This window comes from Croceicoccus marinus (genome assembly GCF_001661675.2).
GTDB classification, from domain to species: domain Bacteria; phylum Pseudomonadota; class Alphaproteobacteria; order Sphingomonadales; family Sphingomonadaceae; genus Croceicoccus; species Croceicoccus marinus.
In genome coordinates this window covers 707,501-733,365 of the sequence record NZ_CP019602.1, presented here as the reverse complement: position 1 = coordinate 733,365, position 25,865 = coordinate 707,501, and the positions used below count along the sequence as shown (strand labels likewise).

The 25,865-nt window shown below is 62.1% G+C and carries 20 protein-coding genes, 1 tRNA gene and 2 rRNA genes (1 of these 23 cut by a window edge); 9 read left to right on the top strand and 14 right to left on the bottom strand.

Going from position 1 to position 25,865, the window contains the following annotated elements; translation table 11 throughout:
- The first annotated feature begins 273 nt into the window (after window positions 1-273).
- Window positions 274-1,245, top strand: a complete 972-nt coding sequence (locus A9D14_RS03485) for a sensor histidine kinase (protein WP_066842975.1) — start codon at window positions 274-276, stop codon at window positions 1,243-1,245.
- A 12-nt stretch (window positions 1,246-1,257) separates the two neighbouring features.
- On the opposite strand, the gene A9D14_RS03480 is transcribed toward A9D14_RS03485, so the two are convergent.
- Both A9D14_RS03480 and A9D14_RS03475 read right to left on the bottom strand, forming a co-directional pair.
- Entirely contained in the window at window positions 1,258-1,683 is a 426-nt protein-coding gene (locus A9D14_RS03480; RefSeq protein ID WP_066842973.1) for a GFA family protein, read from the bottom strand.
- Window positions 1,684-1,708: 25 nt separating this feature from the next.
- Window positions 1,709-3,946 carry a TonB-dependent receptor gene (locus A9D14_RS03475; protein ID WP_157668121.1) on the bottom strand — a complete coding sequence of 746 codons (2,238 nt, stop codon included), beginning with the start codon at window positions 3,944-3,946 and terminating at the stop codon, window positions 1,709-1,711.
- 367 nt (window positions 3,947-4,313) lie between these two features.
- On the opposite strand from A9D14_RS03475, the gene A9D14_RS03470 reads away from it, so the two are divergent.
- Window positions 4,314-6,191, top strand: coding sequence for a hypothetical protein (locus tag A9D14_RS03470; RefSeq protein ID WP_066842971.1), 1,878 nt, complete (start codon window positions 4,314-4,316; stop codon window positions 6,189-6,191).
- Window positions 6,192-6,251: 60 nt separating this feature from the next.
- Here A9D14_RS03470 and A9D14_RS03465 read toward each other — a convergent pair whose 3' ends face one another.
- From A9D14_RS03465 to A9D14_RS03445, 5 genes are all read right to left on the bottom strand, one after another.
- The gene (locus A9D14_RS03465) at window positions 6,252-7,382 is read right to left on the bottom strand and encodes a hybrid sensor histidine kinase/response regulator (protein ID WP_066842969.1); all 1,131 of its coding nucleotides are present in this window, start codon (window positions 7,380-7,382) and stop codon (window positions 6,252-6,254) included.
- Window positions 7,379-7,945 (bottom strand): chemotaxis protein CheB, encoded by a 567-nt coding sequence (locus tag A9D14_RS03460; protein WP_066842967.1) that lies wholly within the window; start codon window positions 7,943-7,945, stop codon window positions 7,379-7,381. The genes A9D14_RS03465 and A9D14_RS03460 overlap by 4 nt, the downstream gene beginning before the upstream one ends.
- Window positions 7,942-8,766, bottom strand: a complete 825-nt coding sequence (locus tag A9D14_RS03455; protein WP_066848144.1) for a CheR family methyltransferase — start codon at window positions 8,764-8,766, stop codon at window positions 7,942-7,944. Before A9D14_RS03455 ends, A9D14_RS03460 begins: the two co-directional genes overlap by 4 nt.
- The gene (locus A9D14_RS03450) at window positions 8,766-12,080 is read right to left on the bottom strand and encodes a response regulator (protein WP_083987982.1); all 3,315 of its coding nucleotides are present in this window, start codon (window positions 12,078-12,080) and stop codon (window positions 8,766-8,768) included. The genes A9D14_RS03455 and A9D14_RS03450 overlap by 1 nt, the downstream gene beginning before the upstream one ends.
- Window positions 12,081-12,477: 397 nt before the next feature.
- Window positions 12,478-13,197 carry a PepSY domain-containing protein gene (locus A9D14_RS03445; RefSeq protein ID WP_066842960.1) on the bottom strand — a complete coding sequence of 240 codons (720 nt, stop codon included), beginning with the start codon at window positions 13,195-13,197 and terminating at the stop codon, window positions 12,478-12,480.
- Window positions 13,198-13,578: 381 nt separating this feature from the next.
- Here A9D14_RS03445 and A9D14_RS03440 point away from each other — a divergent pair, with 381 nt between their 5' ends.
- Window positions 13,579-14,049 (top strand): DUF411 domain-containing protein, encoded by a 471-nt coding sequence (locus A9D14_RS03440; protein WP_066848140.1) that lies wholly within the window; start codon window positions 13,579-13,581, stop codon window positions 14,047-14,049.
- Window positions 14,050-14,067: 18 nt separating this feature from the next.
- Window positions 14,068-14,439, top strand: coding sequence for an alpha/beta hydrolase (locus A9D14_RS03435; protein WP_083987589.1), 372 nt, complete (start codon window positions 14,068-14,070; stop codon window positions 14,437-14,439).
- A gap of 150 nt (window positions 14,440-14,589) precedes the next feature.
- Here A9D14_RS03435 and A9D14_RS03430 read toward each other — a convergent pair whose 3' ends face one another.
- A complete protein-coding gene (locus A9D14_RS03430) occupies window positions 14,590-14,868 on the bottom strand; it encodes a UvrB/UvrC motif-containing protein (RefSeq protein ID WP_066842956.1) in 279 nt (92 codons plus the stop codon).
- Window positions 14,869-14,884: 16 nt separating this feature from the next.
- On the bottom strand, window positions 14,885-15,892 hold the full coding sequence (locus tag A9D14_RS03425; RefSeq protein ID WP_066842954.1) for a zinc-dependent alcohol dehydrogenase family protein: 1,008 nt from the start codon (window positions 15,890-15,892) through the stop codon (window positions 14,885-14,887).
- A gap of 290 nt (window positions 15,893-16,182) precedes the next feature.
- Between A9D14_RS03425 and A9D14_RS03420 the strand changes: the two genes are divergently transcribed.
- The 3 genes from A9D14_RS03420 to A9D14_RS03410 all read left to right on the top strand — a co-directional run bounded on the left by A9D14_RS03420 (window position 16,183) and on the right by A9D14_RS03410 (window position 19,821).
- A complete protein-coding gene (locus A9D14_RS03420; protein ID WP_066848134.1) occupies window positions 16,183-18,678 on the top strand; it encodes a glycoside hydrolase family 9 protein in 2,496 nt (831 codons plus the stop codon).
- 176 nt (window positions 18,679-18,854) lie between these two features.
- A complete protein-coding gene (locus A9D14_RS03415; protein ID WP_269769214.1) occupies window positions 18,855-19,016 on the top strand; it encodes a YqaE/Pmp3 family membrane protein in 162 nt (53 codons plus the stop codon).
- 241 nt (window positions 19,017-19,257) lie between these two features.
- Entirely contained in the window at window positions 19,258-19,821 is a 564-nt protein-coding gene (locus A9D14_RS03410; protein ID WP_066842952.1) for a pseudouridine synthase, read from the top strand.
- A gap of 9 nt (window positions 19,822-19,830) precedes the next feature.
- Here the strand turns inward: A9D14_RS03410 and A9D14_RS03405 are convergent, their stop codons facing one another.
- The gene (locus tag A9D14_RS03405) at window positions 19,831-20,994 is read right to left on the bottom strand and encodes a cupin domain-containing protein (protein ID WP_066842951.1); all 1,164 of its coding nucleotides are present in this window, start codon (window positions 20,992-20,994) and stop codon (window positions 19,831-19,833) included.
- A gap of 665 nt (window positions 20,995-21,659) precedes the next feature.
- On the opposite strand from A9D14_RS03405, the gene A9D14_RS19295 reads away from it, so the two are divergent.
- Window positions 21,660-22,298: a hypothetical protein gene (locus A9D14_RS19295; RefSeq protein WP_157668120.1), complete on the top strand. Its 639-nt coding sequence runs from the start codon at window positions 21,660-21,662 to the stop codon at window positions 22,296-22,298.
- A 142-nt stretch (window positions 22,299-22,440) separates the two neighbouring features.
- On the top strand, window positions 22,441-22,800 hold the full coding sequence (locus tag A9D14_RS03395) for a hypothetical protein (protein ID WP_066842947.1): 360 nt from the start codon (window positions 22,441-22,443) through the stop codon (window positions 22,798-22,800).
- Between the two features lie 115 nt (window positions 22,801-22,915).
- On the opposite strand, the gene A9D14_RS03390 is transcribed toward A9D14_RS03395, so the two are convergent.
- From A9D14_RS03390 to A9D14_RS03375, 4 genes are all read right to left on the bottom strand, one after another.
- Window positions 22,916-23,104 carry a hypothetical protein gene (locus A9D14_RS03390; RefSeq protein ID WP_087910447.1) on the bottom strand — a complete coding sequence of 63 codons (189 nt, stop codon included), beginning with the start codon at window positions 23,102-23,104 and terminating at the stop codon, window positions 22,916-22,918.
- Window positions 23,105-23,171: 67 nt separating this feature from the next.
- A tRNA-Met gene (locus tag A9D14_RS03385) sits at window positions 23,172-23,248 on the bottom strand.
- Window positions 23,249-23,369: 121 nt separating this feature from the next.
- Window positions 23,370-23,484 (bottom strand): 5S ribosomal RNA (gene rrf, locus A9D14_RS03380).
- Window positions 23,485-23,592: 108 nt separating this feature from the next.
- Window positions 23,593-25,865 (bottom strand): 23S ribosomal RNA (locus A9D14_RS03375) (it continues 520 nt past the right edge of the window).

Here is a 25,865-nt window from a genome sequence, read left to right as displayed (position 1 = left end):
ATCGTAACAGGGGCAGAGCCAAACGGTTCCAGCCCCTTAGCACGCAGGCTGCCGTAGCAACACCGCGCAAAACCCGGCCAGTGGGGTCCCAGACCGCCTTCGGCCTTTCTACGCAGGATCGGGCCGGAGCCGCCGATTTGCCTTGCGGACGATTGGCGATGGCGATCCGTAGCAACCACGATTTGATGATTGCCCTGCCTGCAGCTGCGTTCGCCCGCCCCCTGCGATGCTGTACAGGTGACAGCATTGCGAACCTGGATTAGAACAGCCGCGATGCCCGATCTGCAACCGTTCGAAAATCGAAGCGCCGATCATCTGCGCCTTGTCCTGGAATCGGGCCAGATCGGTATCTGGGAACTGGAACTGCAGTCGGGTTTGGCGGTCAGGAACGGCACGCACGACGAGATCTTCGGCTATGACCAGCCGCTCGCGTCGTGGAGCTATGGCCAGTTCCTGGATCATGTGGTCGACGCCGACCGCGCCAGGGTCGACGATCTTCAGAAGACCGCGGTCGAGGAAAGCCGCGAATGGTCCTTCGAATGCCAGATCCGCACCTTTCGCGGCGACATCCGCTGGATCAGGGCCGCCGGATGCCCGCTCAAGGATGCCGAGGCGCGGATCGTCAAGCTGATCGGCCATGTCATCGACATCACCGATTCCAAGGAAAGCCAGGCCAGGCTTCGCCTCATCACCAGCGAGCTGAACCACCGGGTCCGCAACATGCTGTCCATGATCAAGTCGCTGGTCAGGATGTCGGCACGCGGCGCCACCGACATATCCCAATTCGCCCGGTCGCTCGAAGGCAGGGTCGGCGCGCTTGCCCGCACGCACCAGTTGCTGATCGCGCATTCGCCCGACTCGATGAAGCCAAGCGCCATCCTGAAAGCCGAACTGTCGGCCTTCAGGGGATACGAAGGCCGCTTCGACATCGCGGTATCGGACGAGGCTGCGCTGTCGGCATCCGCCAGCCAGGGCCTGTCGCTGATCTTCCACGAGCTGGTCACCAATGCGGTCAGATATGGCGCCCTGTCGGTCGAAAGCGGCCGCGTCGAGGTTCGGATCGCGCGTTCGGACGGCGCGGTGGAGGTATCCTGGAAGGAATGCGGCGGTCCGGCGGTCAGCCCGGATAGGACCGAGGGCTTCGGATCCGTTCTGATCGCCAGGGCGCTTGCCGCGGACGGCACCAGCGAACTGAACTTCGCGCCCAGCGGCGTGGAATGTCACATCGTGCTGGACGTGGCCTGAAACCGGCCCGGGTCAGCCCAGCCCCTCCTGCCGCTGCATGACGATGTCGCCTTGCGGATAATGCACCCACCGCTGCCCGCTGGCCGTCCAGCAATGCATCGTGGGCGCCAGGTCCGCCGTATCGTCCAGCGTCCCCGCCTTGAAGAAGATCATGTTCCCCTCGCGCGCGGCCTTTGTGTCGGTCAGTATGGGCGATCCGCAATCGGGGCAGAACTGGCGATAGACGGCATTGCCGCTGGCCGCGCGGTCCTCATACGTCTTGAGCGTGCCGCTGAGGACCAGCGCATCGCGCGCCACCGCCCCCACGACCGAGGCGGCGGCCCCCGACTGTTTCTGGCAATTGGTGCAGGCGCAGGTGACCAGCATCATCGGCGGCCACGACACCTCGTACCGCACCGCTCCGCACAGGCACCCGCCCTCTCGTTTCGTGTCGGTCATGACGGGGGCCCTTTCCCGGCGGTCTTCAGAAGCTGAACCTTGCATCGATCCCATAGGTGCGCGGCGCCCCGATCGAGGCGAGCGTGCCGATGCCCGCAAGGTTGAGCTTCTGGTTGAAATATTCCTCGTCGAACAGGTTGCGCACCCACACCCCGAACTCAAGGCCCGAATTGTCGGGGCTCCAGCGCAGGCTGGCGTTGACCAGCTCGATCGCGTCGACCTGTTCCACCGGCAGGTTGGTGTAGCTGGTGAACTTGTCGCTGGTGTAGGTATATTGCGCATTGGCGTTGAGCTCGCCCGGCCCGACGCGCCCTTCCCAGTTGAAGCCGAGTGCGACATTCCATTCGGGCGAGTTCATCAACCGGTTGCCGGCATAGGAAACCGGCACCAGCCCGCCGGTCGCGGCGTCGAGCACCAGCGTGTCGTATTCCTCGTATTTCGCGTCGAGATAGGCGAGCGAACCCGACAGCGTCAGCCCGTCGACCGGTACGGCCGTCGCCTCGAGCTCGAAGCCCTTGGTCTCCGCCTTGCCCGCATTGGCGATCGAGGCGGAATTGGCGCCCGAGGGATAGGTGATGTTCTGCACCACCTGCATGTCGTCGTACTTGTTGAGGAAGGTCGCCAGGTTCAAGCGCAGCCGGCGGTCGAGAAGGTCCGCCTTCACCCCGATCTCGAACGTGTCGAGCGTTTCGGGGTCGAACGGGCCGATATCCTGCGCGATGGCGATGCGCCCCGTGAACCCGCCCGACTTGAAGCCGCGCGCATAATATCCGTAAAGCAGCAGGTCGGTGCTGGGCGCATAGTCCAGCCCGACCTTGTACCCGACATTGTCCCAGCTTTCCTTGCCCGTGGCGGTGATCAGCGATCCGGGAATGACCGGATCGTCGAACGCGGCCGGGCCGCCGTCGGGGCTGATCGAATTTGCCGTGGTCGACGTCGCGCTCGTGCGTTCATGGCTATAGCGGATGCCGGCCTGCAGCGTCAGCTCGGGCGTGAGATCCTGATAGAGCTGCGCGAAGGCGGAATAGGACCGGTTCTCCTGCTCCTGCGTCTGCGGCTGTCCCAGGCCGGGCAGGAAGCCGTCGAGCTTGCCGTCCTGGTCGAGGGTATATTCCTGCTCGAAATAGAAGACGCCCGCGATCAGCCGCGTGCTGTCCGTTATGTCGACCAGGTTGCGCAATTCCTGGCTGAACTGGTGATGGTTGGTGTCGCGCCGCGTCTGCAAAAGGACGCGCGTGGTCGCATCGTCGTCCGAAAACAGCAGATTGTCATATTCGCGGTAATTGGTGATCGACGTCAGCGTCCCGAGCGAGGTGTCGAGGTTCTGCGTCAGCGTCAGCGAATAGGTGTCGCGGTCGTTCAGGTCGGGCTGGTCGTCCGACAGGCCCCGCCTGAAGTCGAACGGATCCTCGGTCTCGCCCGGGGTGTAGAACAATTCGCCCGGCCCGGCGATCAGCACGCCGGTCTGCGATCCGTTGCGCGACCGGACATATTCGCCGATCAAGGTCGCGTCATAGTCCGCGCCGTCATATTGCAGATAGCCGCGGAACGTCGTGATGTTACGCTCCCCGATGCGCTCGCCGTCGAGGTAGTTGCGGAAATATCCGTCCATCTCGTTGTGCAGGACGCTGATCTTGCCCGCGAGTTGCTCCGCGATCGGGAAATTGAGCGAGGCATTCACCTCGAGCTGCCCATAGTTGCCATAGACGAACTGGACGTCCCCGCCGAACTCTCCCGTCGGCTGCTTGGTGATGACATTGATGACGCCGCCGGTGGTGTTGGCGCCGAACAGCGTGCCCTGGGGCCCGCGCAGCACTTCCACCCGCTCGATATCGAACAGCGAGAGGAGCGCCGCGGTGTTCACCCCCACGACCACGCCGTCGACCACGACCGAAACGGTGGTGCCGACATAGGGATCGGCATCGTTCACCCCGACGCCGCGGATCGTGAAGACCGCCGAATCCGGCGAGTTCGAGAAGGTGTTGATCTGAACATTGGGGATCGAGTTCGACAGATCCGCGATATTGTTGATCTGCGCATCCTCGATCATTTCCCCGGTGACCGCGGTTACCGAGATCGGCACATCCTGAAGGTTCTGCGATTCCTTCTGCGCCGTGACGACGATCTCGGTGACGCCCGCTGCCGGGGTTTCGGCGGGGACGCTCGTCTCGCCCGGCTCGTTCGTGACCGCCTGCGCGTGGGCCTGCTTCGGGGCCAGCGTCGACGCCAGCACCATGGCCGACGCGCCCAAACAGAAGTGCAACGCCCTCTTCATCCGCTCTCTCCCACCATCAGCCGTTTTTTCGGCTTATATGTCGCGAATGAGATTAGGCCGCGGACGGGAAACCAGACACTCATGTTTGTATTAGGGTGTGATTGGTCGGGATCGGGTCACGTCCGTATCGTGCCGGATCAAAGGGCTTAGTTCCAAAATGCGCTTGATCGTTCGGCGCCGGTCGCTGATGGTCGCCGGGACTATCGGTGTCGCAAATTTTTGAATGACAGAGAGCGTGCAGGAAAACCCTTCTAAATCCCCATCGCTTGCTTCACGGGAAAAGCGCGGAAGCAAAGACAGCCCGCAAAAATTTGCCTGTTTCGATCTTCTCGACACGGTTCTGTTTCGCAAGGTAGTGGATCCCACGGATGTCTTCCGGCTGATCTATCACCGGCTTTCCAGGGACGTGCCCGAACAGACGGACGGCATCTGCGAGGACGCGTTCGTATCGGCCCGCATCGTGGCCGAACGGCGCGCGCGCAAGGACCGGGCCGAAACCACGCTGGCGGCGATCTGGGACGAGCTTGCGTGGATGGTCGGCGACAACCGCGACCTGGGGGTAGAGGCCGAGTTGGCGTGCGAGCGCGAACTGCTCTATCCCAATGCCGAGATCCTGTCGGTGATCGCATCGCGGCGCGAGCAGGGCCACCGCATCGTCTTCGTCTCGGATATGTATCTGCCCGCCGATTTCCTGCGGTCCGTGCTGGAAGAAAACGGCGTGATGCAGCCGGGCGACGAGATCTTCGTCTCCTCCTCGCATGACAAGACGAAGCACGACGGCGATCTCTATCATCACGTGATGGAGGATCTGGGCGGCAGCCCTTCCGACTATTTCATGACCGGCGACCACCGGCATTCCGATCACCGCAAGCCGCGTTCGCTGGGGCTGCGATCAAAGCATTATCGCGGGCACAGGCTGAACGGCTTCGAAAAGCGGCTGAACGAAGCGCTTGCGACATCGCAGCTGTCGCGTTCGATTCTGGTGGGGTCGGTGCGCAGCGGCCGCGCCGATTATCGCGGGACCGGCAACCGCCTGGTTTCCGATTTCCTGGGGCCGGCCTCGCTGCTCTGGGCGCTCTGGACGGTACGGCGGGCCGAGGAAGGCAAGGTCGACCGGCTCTACTTCATGGCGCGCGACGGCTTTCTGCCTTTCCTGGCTGCCGACTATCTGAAGAAGACCGGCCTGACCGGGGTCGAGAGCCATTATGTCTACGGCTCGCGATATTCGCTGTATTTCGCGTCCATTCGCGACCTGCAGACCGATCTCCAGTGGATTTTCGATCAGCCCGGCGACCTGACGACGGACAAGCTGCTGCGCTATCTGCGCCTCGACCGGGCCGCGCTGTCGCCGCAAATGCACGCGCTATGCGATGAGTTTGGCCAGGATGCGCCCATGTCGGCGGCCGATTTCGGCCGCTTCGTCCAGGTGCTGGCACGGGCCGAGGAAGGCCGCGCCGTGCTTGACGATGCCGCCGAATTGCGGCGCGCGGCCCGCCAGTATTTCGAGAATGTCGGGCTGATTGGCGCGGGATCGTCGGCGATCGTCGACATCGGCTGGCATCTGAATGTCCAGACCGCGCTGCAATCGCTGGTCCCCGAACAGCGCATGTTCGGGCTCTATCTGTACCTCAGCGAGACCCGGCGCAACTTCCGGCAGGCGGGCCGCGCGGAATCGATGATCGAACTCAATATCGCGCATCGGCGTGCGGCGACGCCGCCGGCGTTGTGGCGGCACGCGACCGTGGCAGAGCATCTGTTCGGCATGGCGCCCGAGGGCAGCTGCAAGGGGTTCGAATTCGGCGAGGACGGCAAGGCACGGCCTGTTTTGCAGCGCATGAATCCCGAAGAGGCCGCGATCCGGCAGCAGATCGCGGACGAGGTGCAAGCCTTCGTTCGCGAGTGGGCACCGCTCTACATGCAGGCGTTTCCGACCGCGCAGGTCTGCGCGGCCGCCTTTCGCGCGCTGTCGGACGAGTTCTTCGAGATGCCGACGCGGGAAGCGCTTCTGACCATCCGCAAATCGGTTCGTCTCTCGCGCGAAGCGCTGAACGACGAGTCGAGCGCGCTGGTATCGGGTTTCCATCTGTCCGACCTGGGGCACGTGCTGAACGTGCTGCGCCGGCGGAAGAATGCCGAAGCGCTGGGATGGCTGGGCGCGAAATTCTCGCTCGCCCCGCGCCCGCTCGACATGGGGGGCAAGGCGCTTCGCAAGCTGCGGCCATACCTGGGCTGATGATTGCCGCCGGGCGCTGCGGTTCGGTGGCGGCGATAAAGCCGCCACCCATCCCGGTCCCTATTTCGCGATCGGCAGTTTCACCTCGAAGGTGCTGCCTTCGCCCGGCTGCGAGGTCTGCAGATGGATTTCTCCGCCGTGCAGTTCGACCAGCTGCTTCACCAGCGCAAGCCCGATGCCGAGCCCGTCCCCGATGACGCCGAGGCCGGTGTCCGACTGTTCGAACATGTCGAATATGCGCGCCTGCTGTTCGGGCGGGATGCCGATGCCGTTGTCCGCTATCTCGATGACCGCAAAGCCGTCGCTGCTGGCCACCCTCACCTCGATCTCGCCGCCCTGGGGGGTATAGCGCGCCGCATTGCCGACGATGTTGCTGATGATCTGGATCAGGCGCGCAGGATCGGCTTCCAGCGTGATCGCCTCGCCGGGCATTTCGACCTGCAGCCTGTGGTTCGCCGCTTCGATCGCGGGCTGCGCAAGGTCCAGCGCGGCAGGCAGGATCCGGTCCAGCCGGACCATTTCCTTCTTCAGTGAAATCTTGCCGCGCTCGATCCGGTTGATGTCGAGCAGATCGTCCACCAGACGGCTGACGTGGGCGATGTTCTGGCGCATCGTCATGCGTATATGATCCGCATCGACGCCTTCCTTCGCCCGCTCCAGGATGTTCAGGCCCGAGGCGAGCACCGCCAGCGGATTGCGCAATTCATGGGCAAGCACCGCCAGGAACCGGTTCTTCTGCTGGTCCGCGGCGCGAAGGGCGGCGCCCAGGCTTGCCAGCTCGTCGCGCTGGGCGGTGATCTGGCGGCGCTGTTCGTAAAGATCGAAGAACACGTTCGACTTGGACCGCAGGACGTCGGTCTCGATCGGCTTCTGGATGAAGTCGACCGCACCCGCCTCGTACCCGCGGAAGCGGCGCGAGGCATCGCCCGTCCCGGCGGTGACGAAGATGATCGGGATATGCCGCGAACGATCATTGGCGCGCATGAATTCGGCCAGCTCGAAACCGTCCATGCCGGGCATCTGCACGTCCAGCAGCGCAAGCGCATATTCGTTGCGCAGCATCAGTTCGAGCGCTTCCTCGCCGCTGCGGGCCTTGTGCAGCACCAGCCCCTCGCGCGTGAGCAGCGCCTCGAGCGCGAGCAGGTTTTCATCGAGATCGTCGACCAGCAGGAATTTGACGGGATCGGTCATGACCGGACCATCGCTTCGAGGGACCGTTCGATTTCGTCGAGCTTCATCGCCCGCGCTGCGGAACATGCGGCCAGCGCCGCCTCGGGCATGGTCGCGACTTCTGCCGTTGCCGGATCCTGGACCAGGGCGGTGCCGCCCGCTTCGCAGACCGCCTTTAGGCCGCGCGCACCGTCGTGGTTCGCGCCGGTCAGGACGATGCCGACCAGCCCCGGACCGAACGCATCGGCAGCGGTTTCGAACAGCACGTCGATGGCAGGGCGGGAATGGTTGACCGTTTCGTCCGAAGACAGGGCCAGCGTCCGCTCGGTCTCGACGAGAAGGTGATAATCGGGTGGAGCGAAATAGATCGTGCCGGGCACAAGCGGCTCCTTGTCTTCCGCTTCCTTGACCGGAAGTCGGCATTTCTGCGCGAAGAGATCGACCAGCGCATTGGCCTTTCGCGGGGGAACGTGGACGACGACCATGACGGGCACCGGAAAGCCGGCTGAAAGGCCAGGCAGCAGCTGCGAAAGCGCCTGCACCCCGCCGGCGGAAGCGCCGATGACGACCGCGCGCAGGCTCATCGCGATTTCCTCCTATAGATCTTTTCCTCGCGCACGAAGTCCGAAAACAGATCGGCATGGGCGGAAAAGCGAAGGCTCTCCTTCGATCCGATGCCGAGGAAGCCGCCGCGCACAAGCGAGTCCGAGAACAGCTTCACCACGCGGTCCTGCAATTCGTTGTCGAAATAGATCAGCACGTTGCGGCACGAGACGAGATGCATTTCGCCGAACGCGGCATCGGTCACCAGGCTGTGATCGGAAAAGACCGTGCGTTCGCGCAGGGTCTTGTCGAATACCGCCAGGTCGTAATTGGCGGTGTAATGGTCCGACAGCGAGGTATGGCCGCCCGACAGCTGGTGGTTTTCGGTAAACAGGCGAATGCGGTCGAGCGGATAGACGCCCGCCTGCGCCGCCCTCAGCGCCGAGGGATTGATGTCGGTCGCGTAAAATATCGTGCGATCCGCCAGGCCCTCCTCTGCGAAGAGTATCGACAGCGAATAGAGTTCCTCGCCATTGCTGCAGCCCGCGACCCATACCTTGAGCGAGGGATAGGTGCGCAGATGCGGCACCACCTTTTCCCGCAGCGCCCGGAAATAGGACGGATCGCGGAACATCTCGCTGACCTGCACGGTCAGAAAGTTCAGCAATTGCGGCAGGATCGTCTCGTCATGCAGCACCGCGGACTGCATTTCCGAGATGCTTTCAAAGCCCCATTGCGCACGCGCCTGAAGCAGGCGCCGCTTGATCGAAGCGCGCGCGTAGTGCCGGAAATCGTAATGATAATGGCGATAGACCGCGTCCAGCAGCAGCTGGATCTCGATATCCTCGATGCTCTCGACCATTACCGCGGCATCCATACGCGCACCAGCGACAGCAGGCGGTCGACGTCGATCGGCTTGGCCATGTAGTCGTTGGCCCCCGCGTCGAGGCATTTCTGCTGGTCGTCGGGCATGGCCTTGGCCGTCAGCATCACGATCGGCAGCTTGCGCCATTGCGGGTTGGCCCGGATCTCGCGGACGGCGGTAAGGCCGTCCATCACCGGCATCATCACGTCCATCAGCACCAGATCGATCGCCTTGTCCGGATCGCCTTCCGCTTCGGCGAGTGCGTCGAGCGCCTCCTGCCCGTTGCGCGAGATCCGGGTCAGCGCGCCGCGCGGTTCGAGCACGCTGGTCAGCGAATAGACGTTGCGCACGTCATCCTCGACGATGAGAATCCGCTTGCCCTCGAGCGCCGCGTCGCGGTGGCGCGCCTTCTCGATCATCTGGCGCTGTTCGGGCGGCAGTTCGGAAACGACGCGGTGGAGGAAAAGCGATACCTCGTCGAGCAGGCGTTCGGGCGATTTCGCGCCCTTGATGATGATCGAGCTGGAATAGCGGCGCAGGCGCTGCTCTTCCTCTGGCGACAGGTCGCGGCCGGTATAGACGATGACCGGCGGATAAGACGCATCGCCCTCCTCGCTCAGCGTTTCCAGCAGGGTGAAGCCAGAGGCATCGGGCAGCGAAAGGTCGAGCACCATGCAGTCGTATCGCCCGTCGCGCAGTTCCTCGAGGCATTCGGCGGCGGTGCCGACGCCCACGGTCTCGACGTCCTGCGATCCCAGCAGCTTGCCCACCGCTTCGCGCTGCACCGCGTCGTCTTCCACGATCAGCACGCGGCGCATGCGCGAGGTCAGCTTTTCCTGCAGGCCCGCCAGCACTTCGGCCAGCTGCTCGCGCGGGGCGGGTTTTTCAAGGAAGCCGATCGCGCCGAGCGCAAGGGCGGTCTGGCTCTGGCCCGAACCGGAGATGACGTGGATGGGAATGTGCCGCGTCTCCTCCTGGTGCTTGAGGCGGTCGAGCACGGTGAGGCCCGACTGGTCGGGCAGGCCGATATCCAGCACGATCGCGCTTGGCCGGTATTCGCGGGCAAGGTCGATCGCGTCCTGAGCCGTTCCCGCGACGATGCACTGGAAACCGATCTCGCGCGACAGGTCGCAGACGATGCCCGCAAAGCTCGAATCGTCCTCGATCACCAGCAGCAGGCGCTTGCCTTCCGCCAGCGCATCGCGGTCGTCGAGCATGGCGCGCGCTGCTGCCGGCACTTCCCTCGGCCGGGTCGGTGCCGACGGAGCCGCGGCCGGCACCCTCTTGTCGTCGCTTGCGGCGGGCAAAATCTGGCGCGAGGCGACCTTGGCCGGATCGTAGGTCAGCGGAACGGTCACGGTGAACGTGCTGCCCTTGCCTTCCTCGCTATCGAGACGGATCGTGCCGCCCAGCAGGCGCACGAGTTCGCGCGAGATCGACAGGCCCAGCCCGGTGCCGCCGAACTTGCGGCTGATCGTGCCGTCGGCCTGGCGGAAAGCCTCGAAGATGGCTTCGCGCTGCGCCTCGGAAATGCCGATGCCGGTGTCGGTGACCGCCAGTTCGATCGTGTCGCCGGACGCGGGCGCGATGGACAGCGTGACCTTGCCCTTCTCGGTGAATTTCAGCGCATTGGAGAGGAGGTTCTTGAGCACCTGCTCCAGCCGCATCCGGTCCGTCTCGATCGAGCGCGGCGCGCCAGGCGCGAGCGCGATCTCGAACTCTAGCCCGCGCTGCTGCGCGACCGGTTCGAACATCTTGCGCAGATCGGCGGCTAGCCGTTCGGTCGCCACCGGGGCGGCCGCGATTTCCACGTGGCCCGCCTCGATCTTCGACAAGTCCAGGATGTCGTTGATCAGGGTCAGCAGATCGTTGCCCGAGGATTCGATCGTGCGCGCGAACTTGATCTGTTCGTCCGACAGATTGCCGTCGGCGTTGTCGGCAAGCAGCTTGGACAGGATCAGCAGGGAATTGAGCGGGGTGCGCAGCTCGTGGCTCATGTTCGCCAGGAAGTCCGACTTGTACTGGCTCGCCTGCTCCAGTTCGCGCGCCTTCAGTTCCAGCGAGGCGGCCGCGCGGCCCAGCTCGTCGCGCTGTCCTTCCAGCGTCTGGGCCTGCTCCTCAAGCTGGCTGTTTGTCTGTTCCAGCTCGACCTGCTGAAGCTCGAGACGGGCCTGCGATTCCTTGAGGGCCTTGCCCTGTTCTTCCAGTTCCTCGTTCGAGACTCGCAGTTCCTCGCTCTGCGCCTGCAGTTCGCCTGCCTGCCGCTGCATTTCCTCCAGCGCAATCCCAAGCTTCTCGCGAAAGCGTGCCGAACGCAGCGCTATGCCCAGCGATCCCGATGCCGCTTCGAGCAGATCGATGACGCGCTCGTCGACATCCTCGAAAAAGCCCAGTTCGACCACTGCGTTGACGAGCCCGTCGTTGAACGCGGGCGCGACCACCAGATGACGCGGCGTATCGCTGCCCAGCGCCGATCCGATCCTGAAATAGCCCGCGGGCATGTCCGACAATGTGGTGGCGCGCGCCTCCGCCGCGACCTTGCCGAGCAGCCCCTCGCCGAAACCGAAGGATTCGGGCATTTCCGACTTGTCCGCTATGCCCAGCGTCGCCACCCGGTTGAAGGTCCCGCCCTCGCCCTTGAACAGCGCGCCCGCATTCGCCCAGGTCCTTTCCGCAAGGAATGCCAGCACGGCTGCGGCCAGTTCGGGCACCGTCTTTTCGCCCCGCATCGCTTCGGAAAGATCGACCTGCGCATTCTGCAGCCAGCGCTGGCGTTCGCGGGCGCGATTCGTTCGGACCAGCAGGATGAAGATCGCGATCGTCAGGGCGATTCCGATCAGGCTGGTGGAAATGGCGCTGACGACCGCGGTTCGCGATGATGCGGCCAGTTCCTCGAAGCGCTGCATGCGTTTGCGCAATTCCTCGCGCTTCATTTGCGCCTGTTGCTCGCGGATCGCATCCATGGCGATCTTGCCGCGATCGCTATCCGTCAGTGCGATGGCCTGATCGATGCCCTGTTCGCGGCGGATCTGGATCGCTCGTTCCGAAATGCGAAACAGGGTCTCGATCCTGGCCCCGAGTGCGTCCACATTGTCGCGCTGCGCAATGTCGTTCCGGGTCAGCCTTTCCAGCGCCGAAAGATGCTTTCGCGCGTCGTCGACGCCGTCGTGATAGGGTTCGAGATATCTGTCGTCGCCGGTCAGCAGAAAGCCGCGCTGGCCGGTCTCGGCATCCAGACCGGCGGACAGCAGATCGTTGAGCGTGCTGAGCACCTCGTGCGTATTGCGGATCCTGTCCTCGTTCTCCCGCATGTCGAGCACGTTTAGATAGGCCGCGAAGGCACTGACCACGAAGAACCCGATGCCGACCAGCAGGCCGACAATCGTCCACCCGGTCGCGGAATCACGCAATTCGCGCGCAGATGCAGTTTTTGACAAGAGAAAGAGACCCTTAGGAGATTTTGGCGGGATTTAACGACGCCAAGCCGAACCGATCAACCGATTTTCATGCGTCGCAGTGCAATAATCGCCCCGCTTGCGCGATCCCGCACAGGCAGCCCATCTTGATAAGCGAAGCTGAATGGCCGTCACCGGTGACTATAGTCGGGCCTTGTTTCCTGCCAGTATTTAATTGCCATATGCCGGCAAGCGGTTGGCGCCCGGGTGGCTCAAGGCGGACGCCGTGCTACCGGGGACCGGTGGCCGCGCGCTAGGATTTTCTGCGCCGCCGCCTGGGAAACCTGTTCGCCAGAAGAACGAAGCCCGAGAGCGCGATAAGCGTGCCGCAGATGCCAAAGGCCAGCAGCCACCAGCTGTTGATGCGATCGCGCTGCGTCCAGTCCATGATGTGGAGCCCCCACACGAAATCGAAGAAACGCCATGTGTCGCTTCGCGCCGCCAGCACCGCTCCGGTCGAGGCATCGATATAGAGACGCGTGCCGTCGGGGTCCGCGAAGCTGACCTGCCATGCGGGAAAGGGCCCTGCGAACTCGGTCCCCACGGGGGCCGTGGCGGGCGTGACCGACGCAACGCGGGTAGCCGGCCCCGTCCAGGCTTGCAGTGCGATTGCCCCGGCGGTGCCACGGGGCAGCGGAGACAATTGTCTTCCGGTTATCGGGTCGTGAAGGCTGGCGGTGCCGTCCTGCCTCCTTACCTCGATCACCGGATTGCCGTTCAGCGTCTTGGTGGTGACGGACGTCAGATCGCCCGAATTGGAAAGCCACGCCGGAAGCACCGCGCCGCTGCCCAGAGGAGACGGTTCTCGCGAGATGACGTGTTCGGACCGGACGTGTTCGATCTTGAGATAGGACATGATCGCGCCGGTACCCATCCACAGCAAGGCCTGGATGCCGACGAACAGCGCGAGCCATTTGTGAACCCTGCTGCCAAGAATGTGCAATCGCAGCTTGCGCGAACGGTGGGTCGTCATTCCGAACTCCTGCGCGATGCGCGCGCCGCGTTCAAGGCTCGCACGGCGATTCTTGATGCGGGCGCGGTGAAGCCCCTGCCGGGCCGGACCTGCGCTTGTTCAGCTTTCAGGAATGTGGTGCGGGCGAAGGTGCCGTTCGCGGTTGCAGGAATCAGGTGCCGGGCCAACCCGAGACTACCGCTGGAGCATCGACGCCTTCATGCCATGATGCGCGAGCCGGGGGCGGCGGGCAGATCGTCGCCGTTACTGGAGAAACTGCGCCCCATCGCGAATCTATATGGCGGCAGGGACGAAGGCCCTTATTATGACGTTCTTTATCCGCGGCACGATGGTCTTGGCCGCTACATTTTGGAAATACGCACGATCGCAGGGAACGGGAATATGACGGGATATTGGAAGAAGTCGGTGCGGCGTTCGTTCGGCTCTGCCGCCGTACTGGTGCTCGCCGCGTGCAGCGTCGCGGCGCAGGCGGCAAGCTACACCATGTTTCGCGACCCGAATTGCGGCTGCTGCGAAGCCTGGGCCGCACATGTCCGCGAGGAACTATCCGCCGAGGTTGCCGTGCAGAACAGCGCGGACATGGCCGCCATCAAGGACCGCGAAGGAGTGCCGGGCGAGCTGCGATCCTGCCATACGATGATCGTCGGCGGTTACGTGATCGAGGGTCACGTGCCCGCTGCCGACATTGCCCGCCTGCTCCGCGAACGTCCTGCGGGCGTCGAGGGCCTGGCGGTGGCCGGAATGCCGATCGGGTCGCCGGGCATGGAAATGGGCGGACGGACACAGCCCTATCAGGTGGTAGCTTTCGGCAAGGCGGGCCGGACGGTATTCAACACGTATAAGGGATCGTGAAGACAAGAGCGGGGGAGCCTGTCGGCCTTCACCGCCGGTCTGCCCTCGCGCCGCGACAGCGCGCAGGCCAAGCCGCTGAATACCGCCGCGCTCAGCTGGTTCGGCCATTACTACAAGAGCCAGCCTTCCGACGCTCAGGATCCGCGGATCGACCTGGTCGAAGCCGACCTGCAGGGCCTGCCGCCAGTGACGATCATCAATGCGCAGGCCGATCCCCTGCGATCCGACGAAGAGACGCTGGCCGCCGTCCTGCGCCGGGCGGGCGTTCCGGTGGAGCAACGGGTGTTCGAAGGCACCACGCACGAATTCTTCGGCATGGGCAAGGTCGTCCCCGCGGCGCTTCAGGCCGAGCAATATGCGGTGCGGCGGATGCAGGCCGATCTGGACTAAGGTCCGTCGCGTTGCAGCGGCATTCGTAACCGATGGCGGGGGGCCTTGTTTGGCCGCCCGCCATCGTTCGCGAGATCATCTGCCCTGCCAGGACGATTTGCAGACAGAACCGGCGCGGCGTTGCTTGAAGTTGCGCGGTCGCCGCGTCTCTCAACGCCGGTTGCCGCCGCCCCGACCCCGCGTCATCGGATCTGGCTTCTTCGGCGGCTTCCATCCTTCGGGCGGGGTGACCTGCTGCCGACTGCTGCCCAGTCCCATCTTGCCCGGTTGCTGGCGGACCAGCCCCCCGGTGTCGACATCCGGATCGGCATCGGCACCCTGGCCGCGCAGGATGCTGATGCGGTCGCGCAGCCTTCCGGCTTCCTCGAAGTCCTCCGCCGCTGCCGCTGCTTCCATCCTGCGGCGCAATTGCTCTATCGTCTCGCTCATCCCGGTGCCTCGCTTTTCACCATTCGAGTACGATCTTGCCGAGATGCGCGCCCGATTCCTCGTGACGGAAGGCATCGGCGATCCTGTCGAGCGCGAAGCTGCGGTCATTCACCGGCTTGATGCCGGTGGCGCCGAGTGCGCGAACGAAATCCTGCTGCATGCGTCGGCTGCCTACGATCAGCCCCTGCAGCCGCACATGCCTGGCCATCAGGCTGCCGGTCGGCACCTCGCCGCTTGCGCCGGTCAGCACGCCGATCAGCGCGATACGGCCGCCGATCCGCACCGCATCGATCGATTGCGGCAAGGTGCCCGGACCGCCGACCTCGACCACGTGATCGACTCCGCGGCCATCGGTGAGATCGCGTACTGCCGCGCCCCATTCCGGCGTGGATTTGTAGTTGATGCAATGATCGGCGCCAAGCGCGCGGACCTTTTCGAGCTTGTCGTCTGACGACGATGTCGCGATCACGCTTGCGCCCATCGCCTTGGCCAGTTGAAGTGCGAAGATCGACACGCCGCCTGTACCCAGCACCAACACGCTGTCGCCGGCCTTGATCCCGCCTTCGACGACGAGCGCACGCCATGCGGTCACCCCGGCGGTGGTAAGCGTTGCCGCCTCGGCATGGGTATATCCGTCCGGCGCGCGAGTGAAATAGGATACCGGACGAACGACGCATTCGCGCGCATATCCGTCGATGCCGTCGCCGGGCGTGGTGGAGAAATCGTCGATTGACGGCGAACCGTCCAGCCAGAGGGGAAAGAACGTCGAGACGACGCGATCGCCTTCGGAAAATTCGGTGACGCCCGCGCCCACCGCTTCCACCACTCCAGCACCATCCGCCATCGGAATGCGGCCATCGGCGGATGGCATTGCGCCCGAGACGATGCCGTAATCGTGGTAATTGAGCGAACTGGCATGAAGCCGCACCGGAATTTCCCCCGCAGCAGGTGCGCCAGGATCATCGAGATCGACGATCTTCAGCGAGTCGAGCGTGGCGGGGTTTCCAATCTTGGCAGCCTTCATTCCATGTCCTTTTCGGTTATGAGGATCCAACCGCTCGCACCGGGCCCTGTTCCTTGCGGTCCGGCAATAGGCGGCGCTTCGGCAACGTAGTCGCGCCATCGCGTTCGTGGATGCAAGGGCTTGCATTGTGGCGGTCGAGCGTCCAGAAATGATAGCGCTACCTCGGAAACCGTCCACGCGATCGCTTCGGATCGCAAAACAGGCCGGACCTTGGGCCAATGCACGATAAAACAGACGGATGCGGTCCTCGGTCATGGATGGCACCGAAGCTGGAAGAGGATGACATTCTGATGCTCAAAGCCCGACGGTTGCTGAACGCCACTTGCGCAACGCTTGCCCTTTGCAGTGCTGTTTCGCTGCACGCCCAGACGCTGGAGGTAAGCCCCGAAGAGACGCTTGAGACCCAGGGACTCAGCGTGATCGTCGAGCAGAACCCGTTCAGCCCGATCTTCTTCGACGAGAAGAATGCGGGCATCCAGATCATCCTCCACGGTGAAAGGATCGCGACGGATGGCGAGGTTCGGCTCGATCCGACACCCGAACAATGGGCCCCCGTACCGACCTTTGGCGAGCGTCTGCCGGGCGGCGCGCCCGGTGAGATCGCGGTCAGCTCCAGCTATCCAGACGTCAATCTGTCATACCGGGTCAAGGTGAGCCCCGAGGAGGGCGGAGGCTTTCGCATCGCGGTCGATCTCGACGAGCCGCTGCCGCCCGAACTTGCGGGCAAGGCCGGTTTCAACCTCGATTTCCTGCCGACTGCCTATTTCGGCAAGACCTATCTGATGGGCGACCAGCCCGGCCTGTTCCCGCGCAACCCTTCCGGACCCATGGAGACCGATGGCTCCGGCAATCCCAAGCCGCTGGCAGAAGGCGCGCGGGCGATCACCCTGTCGCCCGAAGACCCGATGACCCGCGTCACCATAACCTCGGATGCTGCGCCGCTGGCGCTGTACGATGCCCGCAACCGGGCACAGAACGGCTGGTTCGTGGTCCGCTCGCTGATACCGGCGGGCGCGCGGGAAAACGCCGTGGTCTGGCATGTGCGGCCCAATGTGATCCCCGGCTGGACACGGCCGCCAGTGGTCTCCTTCAATCAGGCCGGCTACACGCCGAACCGCAGCAAGGTGGCGCTGATCGAACTCGATCCCGCGTTCGAGGCACCGGACGAGGCTGTTCTGGTCAAGCTCACCGCCGCTGGCGAGCAGCCGGTCTTTACCGCCCCGGTTAGGCCAAGGGGCAAGTTCCTGCGCTACGACTATGCCGCCTTCGATTTCTCGAGCGTGCGCGAACCGGGCATCTATGCCATCTCTTATGCGGGCGAGACGACCAATCCGTTCCCGATCGCCGCCGATGCCTATGACCGCATCTGGCAGCCCTCGCTCGACACCTTCCTGCCCGTGCAGATGGACCATGTCGCGGTGCGCGAGCAATACCGGGTCTGGCAGAGCGCACCCCATCTGGACGACGCGCGCCAGGCACCGCCCAATATCACGCATTTCGACGGCTATCGCATGGGCGCCGAACTCGATTCGCCGTTCCAGCCGGGCGAGCATATCGCCGGCCTGGACGTGGGCGGATTCCAGGATGCGGGCGATTTCGACATCCAGACGCCGCAGAACGCCGCGGTGGTCCGCGACCTGGTATGGACGCGCGAATTGTTCGGGCTCGACTGGGACGAAACCAGCGTCGACCAGGCATCGCGCGAGGTGGAGATCCGCAAGCCGGACGGCGTTCCCGACGCGCTCCAGCAGATCCGGCACGGCGTCCTGCAATTGCTGGCGCAGTACAAGGTGTTCGGCCATTCGATCGTGGGCATCATCGACCCGACCCTGCAGCAATATACGCATCTGGGCGATGCCGGCTCGCAGACCGACGGGCTGCTCTATGATGCCTCGCTGGGTGAGAATGTCGTCGAAGGTGGACGCTCCGACAAGCAGGACGACCGCTGGGCCTTCACCACGCGCTATCCGACCAACGATCTGGCGGTGTCTGGCGCGCTGGCGGCGGCAAGCCGCGCAATGGCCAAGTTCGACCCCGCCATGTCGGCAGAGGCTCTGGCAGCGGCCAAGGCGCTCTGGGCCGAGCAGCAGGACGCCGACGTCAATAGCAGCGACGGCCGGGACGATGGCGGCTTCCAGGCGCGTTTCCTCGATCTGGCGAAAGTCTCCGCGACCGTTGAACTGATGATCACCACGGAAGGGGATCCGGTCTACACCGCCAGGCTGGCCGAACTGATCCCCGCGATCGAGTCCGATTTTGACCGCGCCAGCGGCGCGGCCGTGCGGGCCCTGCCCTATATGGACGCAGCCTATCGCGCCCGCATCAAGGCACTGGCGCGCGAGGCCAAGACCCGCGTGGATGCCGAGATGGCAGCCAATCCGTTCGGCGTGCCGGTATCCAGGGGGGCGTGGGCAGGTTCGGGCCAGGTGGCCGATTTCGGCGCCCGCATGTACCTGCTGCACCAGGCGTTCCCGGATGTGATCGGGCCGGAATACACGCTGCACGCGCTCGACTACATGCTGGGCCGCCATCCGGCGAACAATCTGTCGCTGGTCTCGGCTGTCGGAACCCGATCGAAACTGATCGGCTATGGGCACAACCGCGCCGATTACAGCTTCATCCCGGGCGGCATGGTGCCGGGCGTCATCGTCATCAAACCTGGCTTCCCGGAATTGAAGACCGACTGGCCGTTCCTGTGGTTCGAGAACGAATATACCGTGGCCACCACCACGGCCTATATCCTTGCAGCCAAGGCAGCGATTGCGGCGACCGAAGAGGGCAGCTGAAACCCGCGGTTCCGCCAGACTTGTCGAAAGCCCACTGATAAAGACTTGCAGGCATCCGGCGACGACCTTCGGCAAGCGCGGGTCTGTCGCCGGGTGCGGCTTATCGCGCGGGCTTCATTCGCATATGCGGAACGACTTAGTCGTCGCCGGATTGTCTTAAGAAAGGAGATACGCCGATGATGGCATTGCTTACGCTTATAGCTACAGTACTTTTACCGCCGCTGGGGGTCGCCCTGAAGCATGGTATCGGCAAGACGTTCCTGATCAATCTGGTGCTGACCCTGATCCTGTACCTGCCGGGTCTGGTCCACGGGATCTATGTCAATTACATGCGATAAGTACGGGGCGGCGGGGGTACTTCCTGCAATGGCTGGAGCCCTCCCGCCGCGCCGCGATACTCGGACCGCGGCCGTAAGATTGCCATTTGGTAGCGGATTTGTTTGGGCAGATTTCCGCTCTGTCATAAGGCACGGGCTATCCAGCATTCGCAGCGAATTCGGTCTGGCGCTCGGGTGCTCTATTGCCAGCAGCGGCGATTGATTATTGACCGCAACAAGTCCTTTAACGCTTGAAAGTGTCATGACCGGCGAAACACCACGCAAGACGGGCGTGATCCTGCTGAACAAGCCTTACGGCGTGCTTTCCCAGTTTACCGACGAGCGGCAGGGCGAACCGCGGCCAACGCTGGCCGATTTCGTCGATGCCCCCGGCTACTACCCCGCAGGACGGCTGGATTTCGACAGCGAAGGGCTGATGGTCCTTACCAATGACGGACGCCTGCAGGCCCGGATCGCCAATCCGCGATTCAAGCTCACCAAGACCTATCTGGTGCAGGTAGAGGGAGAGCCGGACGACGAGCCGCTCCGGCTCTTGCGAGAGGGAGTTCGGCTGAAGGATGGGATCACCCAGCCAGCAGCGGTAGAGCGGATTGCCGATCCCATGCTCTGGCCGCGCGATCCGCCGATCCGCGTGCGTAAGTCCATACCCGATAGCTGGCTGCGCCTGACAATCTCGGAGGGTCGCAATCGGCAGGTCCGGCGGATGACGGCCGCCGTCGGACATCCCACGCTCCGGCTTGTTCGCTGGGCGGTCGGCGACTGGACCATCGATGGCCTGCCCCCCGGGGAATGGCGATCGGCCTGACCGGCGCGGTCAGTCGTCGGACACGATGGCAACGCTACCCTTGTTGGCGAGGTCGCAGATCAATTGGACAGTTTGGTCCGCCACGCCCCACTCAGGCTCTGCCGCGTGCGATGCATGCCTGCACAATGTCTCGGCGAAGAGTGCAGTGGCGCCATCGCAATCATAGGCGGTCCCATCGACGAATAGCGTGAGGGTTTCCGGTCCCGAGCGGTGAAAGGCGAAGCGGCTCGCCGGGTTTCGCTCCAGTACTCCGCCCGCGGCCAGATCCGCCCGAACAGCCTGGGGCAGGACCATCTCCTCGGGGCTCCAATCAATCATATCCGATTTCGGGGCGGACACCAGACTGCCAACCCAGCGAGCGAAGCTTTCGCGGTTCGCCAGTGCTTCGGTCACCATATGGTGCAGCCTGTCGAATGCTTCGGGTGTGATCTCGCCCGGATTGGCGGCAGGGTTCAGCCCGGGATCGCGATAGCGGTCGTTGTCGTCCAGCAGGTCGATGACATAATCCGCCCAGCCCGATACCAGCTCGGCGCGCGAGGGAGCACGAAAGCCGATCGAATAGGTCATGCAATCGTCGCCCACCGCGACCCCGTCATGAGCGAAGCCGGGCGGCAGATAGAGTATGTCACCCGGCTCGAGCACCCAATCGTGAACCGGGTGAAAATCCGCCAGCAGCCGCAAGTCTTCATGGGGAAGCAGGGCCGTGCGCTCGTCACAGCGCTGGCCCACCCGCCAGCGCCGCCGCCCGAGGCCCTGCACAAGGAAGACGTCATACTGGTCGTAATGCGGCCCCACGCCGCCGCCATCGCTGGCATAGCTGACCATCACATCGTCGATCCGCCAATTGGGAATGAAGCGAAATGCTTCGAGCAATGCAGCGACTGCGGGGATGTGATGATCAACCGCCTGGACAAGCAAGGTCCAGGGATACCCATCCGTCTCGGCGAAATGCGCGTTAGACAGGGGGCCATTGGTCAAATCCCACTGTCCGGATGCTGTCCGGCGCACGAGGCGCGATTCGACATCCTCTTCGCAGGCCAAGCCGGCAAGCTCATCAGGCGCTAGGGGATTAACCCAACCCTGCCACGGGTTGCGAATTAACAAAGGAGCCTGCTGCCAATGTCCGCGAAGGAAGCTGGCTGTGTCAAACTGGCGAAAGTCACGCGTCGTCATCTATTGGATTTCGCCGCCTTGGGATGGAGACCGTACATGTTCGTTCGGCCTTTCTGTCTGTGAGGTGGGTAGCATCAAGAATGCAGGAAAGGCGGCCATCTATATCCATGAAAACCTTTAGCGTCAGTCATCTTTGATTGCCACCACCACGACCCATGCGCTGATTAACAAGCTTCCCTAAGGGGATGCAGCACAAACAACTTTCAGACACTCGATCGTCAGCCATCTTTTTGATCACGTGTGGTTTCGCCATCGAATACTGCCCGAAGCGACGTTAGCTCTAACGCTGCCCAGTTCCGCCAGACAAATGCAAGTTTTGTAACGGTGTAAATTGCTGAGTTTGGGAAACTTCTGGATTGTCGGCTTATGATCATCGGAAGGGCGAAAAGGCCCTTTCGAATCACCCTAGAGCGGTCGACCGACGATCTCCTCATTCGCACCAGATTTCCGCGCGCCTTTCGCAATCACGACGAGAGCGCAATGTCCCATTCTGCGTCTGCATCAGCGGACGCCCGAATCCGACGTTATTGCCAACGGTCCAAGCCATGTCGTTTCGCACGGCCGGTTAGGATCATGATCACTTCGCAAACTTTACCATTCTGACGAGAGTGCCGATTTTCGTGCTAGCCTCGTCTTCGCCATAATGATCTGGATAATTCATAGAAATGCTTGCAACCGCACTTCTGGTCCTTTCGCAAACTGCCATGCCTTCGCAAACCTTGGTCGTGACCGGCGAAAACCCTGCGGTGGAACTGGCAAATTGCATTGAGCGCAAATGCCCTGCCGAGCAAGAGATCGAACTTTCTCTTCGGGTATCGGTCGAGGATTTTGCCGATGGCCGCTATCGTAATGCGAGAGCAACTCGGCAGCGATCCATTCGTCGGAATGAAGATCAGGTCTCTCGACTGCCTCGCCAAGTCTCCAGTCTGCACGCCACATTGGCAACAGCGGCGGAACACAAAGGGGACACGGGGCTGTGGCTTGAATCGTTCCGTAAAAACGTGACTATTTTGCGCGAGTATATCGGCGAAATCCATCCGGAAACGCTGGCCCAGAAGCTTGCCTTAGCCGATAATTTACTAAAGCAGCACCAGTTCGGGAGCGCGGATTCGCATTGCGAATCTGTTCAATTCGATGCGATACAAAGTGGGCTGCTGCAACTGGCTACCGCGGCACTTTTTCGCCGGGCTTGGCTATCGTTCATGCAAAATAAGGATACTGAGGCCAGGCAGCTTGCAATTGAGCAGTCGCCTTGGTCGACAGTGATCGTGCGGCAATCGAAATGGCGGCAATACTCGCCATGAGCATAGATGTACGCAACCGGGACGGGAGCGCAATTAAAGTGCTCGCTGGGAAGCTATCGCAATCGGCCGATTAAACGCCGCAACTATTGTTCCAACCCTCGTTGCCCGATCTCAATCCGACCGGCTATTCGAGGAACAATCTTTGTGGCGCCAGAAGATGCGCCATTCCACCATCCTATCGAACGATGTCGGCTATTGGGTGATGCCTGACGGCACGGTACGCGATGCACAGTTGCTACGCGAAAACGTAATGGGGTCGTGGGGGGCCGCCATGGTCGAGCAGGTTGCGGGTCGGCGCTACGTTCCTTCCGGCGCTCCGCCCGGTTTTTCCGGGATCTTCAGGCTCGATCGATTTACCCTGCGCGCCACCGAGGACGTGCCAATCGGTTCGCGAGTCCCGCAGCGTATGGGTAGGCTTACCCTGCATGTTGTCGATTTGACCGAAACGGATGTTATGACTGATGCGCGGCGTAGTACCTCGGGCGACGGAGCGATGGAATAAGTCCGCTTAGCTGGGCGTGTCGGTGAGACGCTCGCCAAGCTGATCGACGATCGATAGATTGAGAAGCGGGCGTTGCAGGCCAGGCAAAGGTCAAAGCGAACCGATCAGCCAGATCTCACCCCCCCTCACCGCCGGAGAGCTGTCCACGTTGGTTACAGCCAAGCTCGCCGAACTCCAGACATCGCTGGATGATCGATACTTGCGGTTGGCCGCCATTGGCGTGATTCATGCCTTGATCACGCGGATTGCGATCTACCCAGAAGGTGATGGTGTAGAGGCGGAAGTCGAACTGGACCCGGCGCATATGGTGGGCCTGGCGGCCACGAAGGGACCAGCCCATGATCTCAATGGCTTGAGGAGTTCTACAGCGGTGGTTGCGGGGGTTGGATTTGAACCAACGACCTTCAGGTTATGAGCCTGACGAGCTACCGGACTGCTCCACCCCGCGACACTGGTCTTGCTGGGCTGCTTGGTGCAGCGCCGAGACCAAAAAGCCGCCGCTCCGAGATTTCGGGCAGCGGCTTTTGAGGTTGTGAATGGGTTTTTATCTTGAGCGCGCCGGCTTCAATGCCTGGCGACGACCTACTCTTCCAATGCTTAGGCATTAGTACCATCGGCGCAGTCTGGTTTCACGGCCGAGTTCGAGATGGGATCGGGTGGGTCACAGACGCCATGGTCACCAAGCAATGAAGCAGGCGCGTTCAAGGTTTTAAATCGATGCGTATCTGGTGAGTTTCGTCCGTCATCGTGACGGTCTGCCTTTGGCAGGACTGTCATTGATGATGTGGAATTCTCAAGCGCGAACAGAACTATTAGGACCGGTTAGCTCCATGCGTTACCGCACTTCCACACCCGGCCTATCAACGTCGTGGTCTACGACGGTTCGAAGATACCTAATCTCAAGGGAGGCTTCCCGCTTAGATGCTTTCAGCGGTTATCCCGTCCATACATAGCTACCCTGCGGCACCCTTGGCAGGATGACAGGTACACCAGAGGTATGTTCACCCCGGTCCTCTCGTACTAGGGGCAACTCCTTTCAAGTATCGACGCCCACGGCAGATAGGGACCAAACTGTCTCGCGACGTTCTGAACCCAGCTCACGTACCACTTTAATTGGCGAACAGCCAAACCCTTGGGACCTGCTCCAGCCCCAGGATGTGATGAGCCGACATCGAGGTGCCAAACGATTCCGTCGATATGAGCTCTTGGGAATCATCAGCCTGTTATCCCCGGCGTACCTTTTATCCGTTGAGCGATGGCCCTTCCACGAGGGACCACCGGATCACTATGACCGACTTTCGTCTCTGCTCGACTCGTCAGTCTCGCAGTCAGGCAGGCTTATGCCATTGCACTCTTGCAGACGGTTTCCAACCGTCCTGAGCCTACCATCGCGCGCCTCCGTTACTCTTTAGGAGGCGACCGCCCCAGTCAAACTACCCGCCACAGAGGGTCCCTACACCGGCTAACGGTGCGAGGTTAGATATCAGAAAACAGCAGGGTGGTATTTCACCTATGGCTCCACGACAGCTGGCGCCGTCGCTTCAAAGCCTCCCACCTATGCTACACAACTCTTTCCTAATACCACTCTGAAGCTGCAGTAAAGGTGCACGGGGTCTTTCCGTCTAACCGCGGGTACTCCGCATCTTCACGGAGAATTCAATTTCGCTGAGCATATCCTGGAGACAGTGGGGAAGTCGTTACGCCATTCGTGCAGGTCGGAACTTACCCGACAAGGAATTTCGCTACCTTAGGACCGTTATAGTTACGGCCGCCGTTTACTGGGGCTTCAATTCGGAGCTTGCACTCCTCCTCTTAACCTTCCAGCACCGGGCAGGCGTCAGACCCTATACGTCGTCTTGAAGCCGACTTAGCAGAGTCCTGTGTTTTTGCTAAACAGTCGCTACCCCCTGGCCTGTGCCCCCTGCAAAGACTTGCGTCGATACAGGGCCTCCTTCTTCCGAAGGTACGGAGGCAATTTGCCGAGTTCCTTCAGGATACTTCTCTCAAGCGCCTTGGTATACTCTACCTGACCACCTGTGTCGGTTTCGGGTACGGTCTATATGAAGAGGCTATTTCCTGGGACAACTTGGCTGCCCTTCCAATCCGATAAGGAAGAACAACGTCCGCAATCCGTCACACATCTTCAGGCCCACGAATATTAACGTGGTTCCCATCGACTACCCCCTTCGGGCTCGTCTTAGGGGCCGGCTCACCCTGCGCCGATTAGCGTTGCGCAGGAACCCTTGGTCTTTCGGCGAGAGGGCATCTCACCCTCTTTGTCGCTACTCATGTCAGCATTCGCACTTCCGATACGTCCACGACCCATTACCAGATCGCTTCACTCGCCTACGGAACGCTCCGCTACCGCTCAGAATAAATTCTGAACCCTAAGCTTCGGTGCATCACTTTAGCCCCGTTACATCTTCGCCGCAGGAACCCTTATTTAGACCAGTGAGCTGTTACGCTTTCTTTAAAGGATGGCTGCTTCTAAGCCAACCTCCTGGTTGTTTTGGGATTCCCACATGCTTTCCCACTTAGTGATGACTTGGGGACCTTAGCTGTAGGTTAGGGCTGTTTCCCTTTTGACGACGGACCTTAGCACCCGCCGTCTGTCTGCCGGATAAGACTCGATGGTATTCGGAGTTTGGTTAGGTTTGGTACAGCTCGCGCCGCCCTAGCCCATCCAGTGCTCTACCCCCATCGGCATACATCCGACGCTCTACCTCAATAGATTTCGCGGAGAACCAGCTATTTCCCGGCTTGATTGGCCTTTCACCCCTAAGCACAGCTCATCCGAGAATTTTTCAACATTCACCGGTTCGGACCTCCAGTGCGTGTTACCGCACCTTCATCCTGGCCATGCATAGATCGCCGGGTTTCGGGTCTAATTCATCATACTCTGTCGCCCTATTCAGACTCGCTTTCGCTGCGCCTACACCTAACGGCTTAAGCTCGCATGATAAATTAAGTCACTGACCCATTATGCAAGAGGTACGCTGTCACCCCCTAAAGAGGCTCCAACTGCTTGTAAGCATTCGGTTTCAGGTACTGTTTCACTCCCCTAA

Excerpts from the sequence above, each read along its gene's own strand:
- A9D14_RS03485 (WP_066842975.1), top strand. The coding sequence starts at position 274 with ATGCCCGATCTGCAACCGTTCGAAAATCGAAGCGCCGATCATCTGCGC.
- A9D14_RS03455 (WP_066848144.1), bottom strand. The coding sequence starts at position 8,766 with ATGGTCGAGAGCATCGAGGATATCGAGATCCAGCTGCTGCTGGACGCG.
- A9D14_RS03415 (WP_269769214.1), top strand. The coding sequence starts at position 18,855 with ATGATGGCATTGCTTACGCTTATAGCTACAGTACTTTTACCGCCGCTG.
- A9D14_RS03465 (WP_066842969.1), bottom strand. The coding sequence starts at position 7,382 with ATGACCGATCCCGTCAAATTCCTGCTGGTCGACGATCTCGATGAAAAC.
- A9D14_RS03420 (WP_066848134.1), top strand. The coding sequence starts at position 16,183 with ATGCTCAAAGCCCGACGGTTGCTGAACGCCACTTGCGCAACGCTTGCC.
- A9D14_RS03390 (WP_087910447.1), bottom strand. The coding sequence starts at position 23,104 with ATGCGCCGGGTCCAGTTCGACTTCCGCCTCTACACCATCACCTTCTGG.
- A9D14_RS03480 (WP_066842973.1), bottom strand. The coding sequence starts at position 1,683 with ATGACCGACACGAAACGAGAGGGCGGGTGCCTGTGCGGAGCGGTGCGG.
- A9D14_RS03440 (WP_066848140.1), top strand. The coding sequence starts at position 13,579 with ATGACGGGATATTGGAAGAAGTCGGTGCGGCGTTCGTTCGGCTCTGCC.
- A9D14_RS03450 (WP_083987982.1), bottom strand. The coding sequence starts at position 12,080 with ATGCGGGAGAACGAGGACAGGATCCGCAATACGCACGAGGTGCTCAGC.
- A9D14_RS03445 (WP_066842960.1), bottom strand. The coding sequence starts at position 13,197 with ATGACGACCCACCGTTCGCGCAAGCTGCGATTGCACATTCTTGGCAGC.
- A9D14_RS19295 (WP_157668120.1), top strand. The coding sequence starts at position 21,660 with ATGCTTGCAACCGCACTTCTGGTCCTTTCGCAAACTGCCATGCCTTCG.
- A9D14_RS03430 (WP_066842956.1), bottom strand. The coding sequence starts at position 14,868 with ATGAGCGAGACGATAGAGCAATTGCGCCGCAGGATGGAAGCAGCGGCA.
- A9D14_RS03405 (WP_066842951.1), bottom strand. The coding sequence starts at position 20,994 with ATGACGACGCGTGACTTTCGCCAGTTTGACACAGCCAGCTTCCTTCGC.
- A9D14_RS03425 (WP_066842954.1), bottom strand. The coding sequence starts at position 15,892 with ATGAAGGCTGCCAAGATTGGAAACCCCGCCACGCTCGACTCGCTGAAG.
- A9D14_RS03460 (WP_066842967.1), bottom strand. The coding sequence starts at position 7,945 with ATGAGCCTGCGCGCGGTCGTCATCGGCGCTTCCGCCGGCGGGGTGCAG.
- A9D14_RS03410 (WP_066842952.1), top strand. The coding sequence starts at position 19,258 with ATGACCGGCGAAACACCACGCAAGACGGGCGTGATCCTGCTGAACAAG.